This window comes from Pseudomonas sp. SDT291_1_S447, assembly GCF_054070155.1.
This window is the reverse complement of sequence record NZ_JBSVXS010000189.1, coordinates 1-7,014: the sequence shown is the minus strand read 5'-3', so window position 1 is coordinate 7,014 and position 7,014 is coordinate 1. Positions and strand designations below refer to the sequence as shown.

The window sequence follows — 7,014 nt, the reverse complement described above, 5'->3', positions numbered from 1 at the left end:
AAGATCGCAGCCTGCGGCAGCTCCTACATGATGGACGCCCTCTTCTGTAGGAGCCGCCGCAGGCTGCGATCTTTTCCGCGACACACGGATGATGTCGGCGATTCACCAACAGGCTTCACCGAAACCAAAACAATAACTACCGAACCGGGCGGCGCCTGCATGGCCCCGCCACGGCCTCGGCCATCCGAAATCTGCCGATTTCACGGAGCAATCACACATGAGTGCCTCACCCGATCTCGCCGCAGCCGTTGCCGACAGCGATGCCGAACAACTGCGCAAACTGGGCTACACCTCGAACTTCAACCGCAGCATGAGCCTGTGGGAAAACTTCGCGTTGGGCTTCACTTATCTGTCACCGGTCGTAGGGGTTTATACCCTCTTCGGCCTGTGCCTCGCCGCCGGCGGCCCACCGATGTTCTGGGCCTACTTGCTGGTCGGTTGCGGCCAGTTGCTGGTGTGCCTGATCTTCGGCGAAGTGGTTTCGCAGTTCCCGATTTCCGGCGGCGTTTACCCGTGGGCACGCCGATTGGTCGGTAAAAAATGGGCGTGGATGGTCGGCTGGATCTACTCCATCGCCCTCTGCGTTACCATCGCCGCCGTTGCGGTCGGCGCTGGCCCGTACCTGGCCGCCATGCTCGGTTTTGAGCCAAGCAACAACACCAACATCGTCATCGCCCTGGTGCTGACCCTGTTCGCCACACTGGTCAACCTCAGCGGCACCAAAGTGCTGGCGCGCATCGCCATGTTCGGCTTTCTCTGCGAACTCGTCGGCGCGGTGATCGTCGGCGTTTACCTGCTGATCTTCGAGCGTCATCAGCCGCTCAGCGTGCTGTTCAACACCTTCGACATCAGCGTCGATGGCTCATACCTGCCGGCGTTCCTCACCGCCTCGCTGGCCGGGATGTTCCTCTACTACGGCTTCGAGGCCTGCGGCGATGTTGCCGAAGAAACCCCTAACCCGAGCGCGAAAATCCCGGTGGCCATGCGTATGACCATCTACATCGGCGGCATCGCGGCGATGTTCGCCTGCCTCGCGCTGATCCTCGCCGTATCGGACATGCAAGCGGTGATCAACGGCACCGACAAAGACCCGGTCACCACCATCCTCAACAACGCCTTCGGCCCGGTCGGTTCGAAAGTGGTGATGGGCGTGGTGATGATTTCCTTCATCTCCTGCGTCATCAGCCTACAAGCCGCGGCCAGCCGCCTGCTGTACTCCTACGCTCGCGACGAAATGGTCATCGGCAGCCGACTGCTGAAAAAGATTTCTCCTACCACCCAAGTACCGGTTGCCGCACTGTTCGTGTCCGGCGTCCTACCGGCCCTGATCATCGCCCTCGGCTTCTTCCTGCAAGACGCCGTGGCCACCATCGTCAGCTTCGCCGCCATCGGCATCTACCTCGCGTTCCAGATGATCGTCCTGGCCGCGCTGTACGCCCGCAGCAAAGGCTGGAAACCGAGCGGCAAATTCATCCTCGGCGCATGGGGCTGGCCGGTGAACATCGGCGCGCTGGTGTACGGCGTTGGCGCAATCATCAACATGGCCTGGCCACGTACGCCGGATGCGGCGTGGTACGTGAACTATGCGATGGTGTTGAGTACTGCGATCGTGATTGGGTTGGGCTTGGTTTATATGTGGATTGGCAAGCCGTATGACCATGGCAAGGCGCCGGCTGGGGATGCGTGGAAGGTGAGTCGCTAAGAATCAATACCTGCCCGCAAGGATGCGGGCACGGTTAACAGTGCTAGATCCGTTGGGGTGTGGATAACGCTTCAAATGCATCCATCAACAAATGGATTTCGGTACTTGGATTAGGCTCGCCACTGGCCACTGCGTCTTCTAGTACTTTCGGCGCCAGCGTTCTAGCCCGGTGAAAGGGCTCACCCAGCAACTGAGCAAAATAGCTGATGCCTTTACCCTTCTCATAATTCGCCATGTTGGGCTTAGTCTTCAAACTCTTGCTCACCAGATCACCCGGAGAGTTTTTCCCGGCAGACCTGAAGGGTTTTCGGCTAAAGCCAAAGTGCAAAAGAAGCCAAAATTCAAAGCATGGATACGACGCGATAACTGTGATTTTTGGATGAGACTTCGCTTCACTCAATGCACGTTCAAAACACAGGTGAGTATCACGATCCAAGACGCAGAAGACTTTGTCGAAGTGCGCTTGTCGCCTCATCGCTCGATCGACGATGCCGCTCGGATGAGTTACACCGCAGTGGACGATTTCAACCTTTGCCCGAGCACGAAAGTGCAGTGCCGCCTCTTCCAGATAACGCTTACCTGACTTGCTGTCTTCGCAGAGCACCAAAACATTAGGCTGGGGCTTAAAGCGTGAGGCTTTTCGATCGAACGACTTATTCGAACTCACCATTGTCAGCCCCGCCTTATCAGCGGCAATCCGCGGTAACGCCCTTCGAAGTAGCGCTTCTCGACGTCCTCACTTTCCTGACCTTCAAAGTCGTGCACGGAAAACAGATGCGTGGCAGCGTGAGCATCGCGTTCTGTAATCCAGAATTGATCGCGACGTAGAATTTTCTCATTCATCAGATGGGTGTCGTGGGTGGTGAAAATCAGTTGCGTATTCAGCCCGTTGTCCAGATGTCTGGCGATCAAATCGGCGACGATTTCAGGGTGCAGACTGCTGCTCAACTCATCGACACTGAGAACACCGCTGCCACCGGCCTGATTCATCATGAACCACGGCAGCCAGAAACCAATCAGGTTCTTCGTGCCGCAAGACTCTTCCGAAAAATCAAACTCGGCTTCACCCGACATACTCGAGTGTGTGAGCGTCAGCTTGTCCCGTTGCGCGGCGGCAATGAACTCCTTAAGCGTGAGTTTTCTGTTATCGGCAGCCGAAACAGAATCATCCGGACTGAGTTGAATCGCTGATACCGGAATATCCAGCGCGCAGAGAAAATCACGTAAGTCGCTCGTATGGCTTTTAACCATCTGAAGAAATCGAATCGAAGCTGTGGTTAAACCGGGCATGTTGTTCTGCTCAATCACCAGCAGACCACTTTGAAACCAGGAAAACGGTACGCGCAGTTGCATCAGTTCTTCACTGCTGTGAATCACCGCTTGTGCGATAAACAACATCTTGGGGCTGGTCAAACGCTGCCATGCGCGATGGACTTCCTTGCCCCCCTCAAGGGTTTCGCCGAAAAGATAGTGCTCGCCCTGCGCATCAACCTGACGCTTGTACAGCAATGTCTCCTTTCCTTCTGGAAAGCAGAGCAATTGCTCATGAACAATCCGTTGCGCCGTCAAACCAAGGACAAATCGATAGCGCAAACCACCTTGAACAAAGTCGTACTCAAAAGTACTGGGTTCATCTTTCAGTGTTTCGTCGAAACGAAACGCTGAAACGGGTAACGCGGCATCTAGCGTGTCAGCTGGTATCGCCAATAAGCTCCCGACGACGCCCATCGCTCGAATCAACGATGACTTGCCGGACGCATTCGGTCCATAAATCGCAGCGACCTTGAGCAGTTCCGGAAGCTTTTCCGTATTCGTGGATGCTTTGAATGTGTTGAGTGATTTACTCAGAAGAGGGCTCGCCGCCATGGACAGGGTTTGCCGGTCCCTGAACGAGCGGAAATTGGAAACTGAAAACTCGATCAACATGGAGAAACCTGCAGTTCATTCCGTGGATCCGAATAGATAAAGGAAAAACGACGGCTTGGGCGTTTGGTTGCTGTTGGCACTGCAAAATCAGGCATTTCCTACAAATACAGCCTTCAGAGATAGGCCCGCTTTCCTACAGTAGGTGTCGATAGAGCCGACTTGGCGTCGTAGGTTGCTAGCCGATAGGCTTTCTCTCGGCAGCGAAATCAGCGGCCCGGTGTCGGAGCCGGAGTAAATATCAAAACGGCGTGACCGCACTCATTTGAGTGGCGGCTCTATTCTCAATATTGGAGTCGAAAAATGCCTAATCACGTACAAATTCCTTCTGAAAGCTCCGCTTTCTTCACCCCCACCATCTTCACTCGCCACAACCGCTTCCTCCACGCCTTCATGCAAGACCACGAAGCCTGGTTCTGTGTTCAGGATCTCGGTCGCTTGATGGGCTATCCGCTAAACGAACGTCTCACCCTGAAACTCGATCCCGATCAGCGTCGCCATGTCCTTCTGCGTCGGGACGGCGAAATCATCGATTGCGCGATGGTCAGCGAATCCGGCCTGTTCGCCCTGCTCGTCCATCACTTCGTCCCGGAAAACCGACACCTGCGCCAATGGCTGAGCCATGAAGTCATCCCGATGCTGCGCGAAACCCATTCAAGCTCTGTGAAAAACCACCCCAGCGTGAGTTCGATGCATTGGGCAGGCATCACCGTGCCGTTGCTGCACTGGCAACAGCAGGCGTGGGTCAAATGGCGGGATGTGCCGGAGTTGATGCAAGGCCAGCGGCCGTATCCGGTTCTGGCCACTTGCAGCTAAAGCTCATAAACAAGAAACCTATGGCGAGGGAGCAAACTCCCTCGCCATAGGTTTAGCGTGTCCATCTCTAGCGAGTTGAATTCAAATGAGCAGAACCGTACTCAAATTTCCTCAGATTGAGGAAGTCATTCCCTGTGATGAAAGCTTTGCGATCTCTTACCTGAAACTAAACGACAGTGCCGAGCTTCAGAAAGCCATTCACGTCGGCATCACCGATGCCGACGCAGGCAATTTGATTGACCTGGCCACCGTAAAAGCCAAATGGCTTTCACGGTGCCCACCCCAGCGTTAAAACCGCGAAACACTCCGCATCGCATCCACCAGATACCGCATCGCAATCCGGTCATTCTCCGAAAGCTCCCGATATCGCTCAACCAGTTTCACTTCGTCAGAGCTGAGCCGACGCCTTTTGCGGCCGCTGCCAAGGCAGGGAAAGATGCCCAGCATGTCGGTGATACCTTGTATTTTTGCCATGGACGATGTCCTTCAATACTTCAAAGAATTGCTAAACCACCACATCGCCCTGCCCCTTACAGCAGCGCCGTGTGCCCTACCGGTCAGCACCGGTCATGCCCATAGAATAGAAATTAAATCGGCGCTGAAAAGCGGTTTTTAGAGTAATTAGTCGAAAAAAGCAGATATGCCGTGTAAATCAGAATGCCCTGTCAGATATTTAACCGACATGTCTTGTTTCATTGACACACTGGCGCGGTGAATCAACGAATTTTGCATTGCGAGCGAACCGTTTAAGCTAGCGGGCATCTGTTAATAGTCCGTTGCGTTTGGCCGAAGGCTTGTCCGAACCGTTATTTCTGATCCAGCACGTGCCAGGAACGGCGCGGGATTGCTCACGACAGGTTGTATTTATGCACCGCAGGAATTTGCTCAAAGCGTCCATGGCCATTGCGGCTTACACCGGTCTTTCGGCCACTGGCCTGCTGGCCACCCGCGCGTGGGCGGCCAATGGCGGCGCCGCCGATGGCGAGGCGCAGGCCTTCGACTTCGAAGCGCTGAAGCGCCAGGCCAAGCAACTGGCTGGCAGCGCCTATCAGGACACCAAACAGATGCTGCCGCCAACCCTGGCGACCATGACCCCGCAGAACTTCAACGCGATCCGCTACGACGGCGAGCATTCGCTGTGGAAGGAAAACAAGGGTCAGCTGGACGTACAGTTCTTCCACGTCGGCATGGGGTTCCGTCAGCCGGTGCGCATGTACAGCGTCGACGCCAAGACGCGCACTGCCCGCGAAGTGCATTTCCGCCCGGCACTGTTCAACTATGAAAACACTTCAGTCGACACCCAGCAGCTCAAGGGTGACCTCGGTTTTGCCGGCTTCAAGCTGTTCAAAGCGCCGGAGCTGGATCGTCACGATGTGTTGTCGTTCCTCGGCGCCAGCTATTTCCGTGCGGTAGACGCCACTGGCCAATATGGCCTCTCGGCGCGCGGCCTGGCGATCGATACCTACGCGAAAAAACGCGAAGAATTCCCTGACTTCACCAAGTTCTGGTTCGAGACACCGGACAAGAACGCCACCCGATTTGTGGTGTATGCCCTGCTCGACTCGCCGAGTGCCACTGGCGCCTACCGTTTCGACATTGATTGCCAGGCCGAGCGCGTGGTGATGGAAGTCGATGCACACATCAATGCGCGCACGGCGATCGAGCAACTGGGCATTTCGCCGATGACCAGCATGTTCAGCTGCGGCACCCACGAGCGCCGCATGTGCGACACCATCCACCCGCAAATCCACGACTCGGATCGTCTGGCGATGTGGCGCGGCAACGGCGAGTGGATCTGCCGTCCGCTGAATAACCCGGCGACCCTGCAATTCAATGCGTTTGCCGACACCGACCCGAAAGGTTTCGGTCTGGTGCAGACCGACCACGAGTTCGCCAATTATCAGGACACCGTCGACTGGTACAGCAAGCGTCCGAGCCTGTGGGTAGAACCGACCACGGCGTGGGGTGAAGGCTCTATCGATCTGTTGGAAATTCCTACCACTGGCGAGACCCTCGACAACATCGTGGCGTTCTGGACCCCGAAAAAACCGGTCGCTGCCGGCGATTCGCTGAACTATGGCTACAAGCTCTACTGGAGCGCGCTGCCGCCGGTGAGCACGCCGTTGGCCCGCGTACACGCGACCCGTTCCGGCATGGGCGGCTTCACCGAAGGCTGGGCACCGGGCGAGCATTATCCGCCGGTTTGGGCGCGTCGTTTTGCCGTGGACTTCACTGGTGGCGGTCTGGATCGACTGCCGCCGGGCACCGGGATCGAGCCGGTGGTGACCTGCTCGAACGGCAAGGTGCAGGACTTCAGCGTGCTGGTGCTGGATGACATCAAGGGTTACCGGATCCTGTTCGACTGGTACCCGACCAGTGACAGCGTGGAGCCGGTGGAACTGCGGTTGTTTATCCGCACCAATGACCGCACGTTGAGCGAGACCTGGTTGTACCAGTACTTCCCGCCGGCGCCGGATAAGCGCAAATACCCTTGATGATTTGAGGCGCCTGCATGGGTCTCTTCGCGAGCAAGCTCGCTTGTATGGTAGGACTTGAAGGGAGGAGGAGGGACA

7 protein-coding genes are annotated in these 7,014 nt (G+C 56.3%); 4 read left to right on the top strand and 3 right to left on the bottom strand.

What is annotated here, in order from left to right; all coding sequences use genetic code 11:
- Positions 1–217 precede the first annotated feature (217 nt).
- Entirely contained in the window at positions 218–1,702 is a 1,485-nt protein-coding gene (locus ACW9IR_RS28105; RefSeq protein WP_457465877.1) for an APC family permease, read from the top strand.
- A gap of 43 nt (positions 1,703–1,745) precedes the next feature.
- Here ACW9IR_RS28105 and ACW9IR_RS28100 read toward each other — a convergent pair whose 3' ends face one another.
- Both ACW9IR_RS28100 and ACW9IR_RS28095 read right to left on the bottom strand, forming a co-directional pair.
- Positions 1,746–2,372, bottom strand: coding sequence for an RloB family protein (locus tag ACW9IR_RS28100; RefSeq protein WP_110721209.1), 627 nt, complete (start codon positions 2,370–2,372; stop codon positions 1,746–1,748).
- 2 nt (positions 2,373–2,374) lie between these two features.
- Positions 2,375–3,628 carry an AAA family ATPase gene (locus tag ACW9IR_RS28095; protein ID WP_457465875.1) on the bottom strand — a complete coding sequence of 418 codons (1,254 nt, stop codon included), beginning with the start codon at positions 3,626–3,628 and terminating at the stop codon, positions 2,375–2,377.
- Between the two features lie 300 nt (positions 3,629–3,928).
- On the opposite strand from ACW9IR_RS28095, the gene ACW9IR_RS28090 reads away from it, so the two are divergent.
- A complete protein-coding gene (locus tag ACW9IR_RS28090; protein ID WP_457465873.1) occupies positions 3,929–4,441 on the top strand; it encodes a BRO-N domain-containing protein in 513 nt (170 codons plus the stop codon).
- Between the two features lie 85 nt (positions 4,442–4,526).
- A complete protein-coding gene (locus ACW9IR_RS28085; protein ID WP_457465871.1) occupies positions 4,527–4,733 on the top strand; it encodes a hypothetical protein in 207 nt (68 codons plus the stop codon).
- On the opposite strand, the gene ACW9IR_RS28080 is transcribed toward ACW9IR_RS28085, so the two are convergent.
- Complete coding sequence (locus tag ACW9IR_RS28080) at positions 4,730–4,915, bottom strand: hypothetical protein (protein WP_007908956.1); 186 nt, start codon at positions 4,913–4,915, stop codon at positions 4,730–4,732. The two genes, ACW9IR_RS28085 and ACW9IR_RS28080, sit on opposite strands and share 4 nt — an antisense overlap.
- Before the next feature lie 392 nt (positions 4,916–5,307).
- Here ACW9IR_RS28080 and ACW9IR_RS28075 point away from each other — a divergent pair, with 392 nt between their 5' ends.
- On the top strand, positions 5,308–6,936 hold the full coding sequence (locus ACW9IR_RS28075; protein ID WP_457465869.1) for a glucan biosynthesis protein D: 1,629 nt from the start codon (positions 5,308–5,310) through the stop codon (positions 6,934–6,936).
- Positions 6,937–7,014 lie beyond the last annotated feature (78 nt).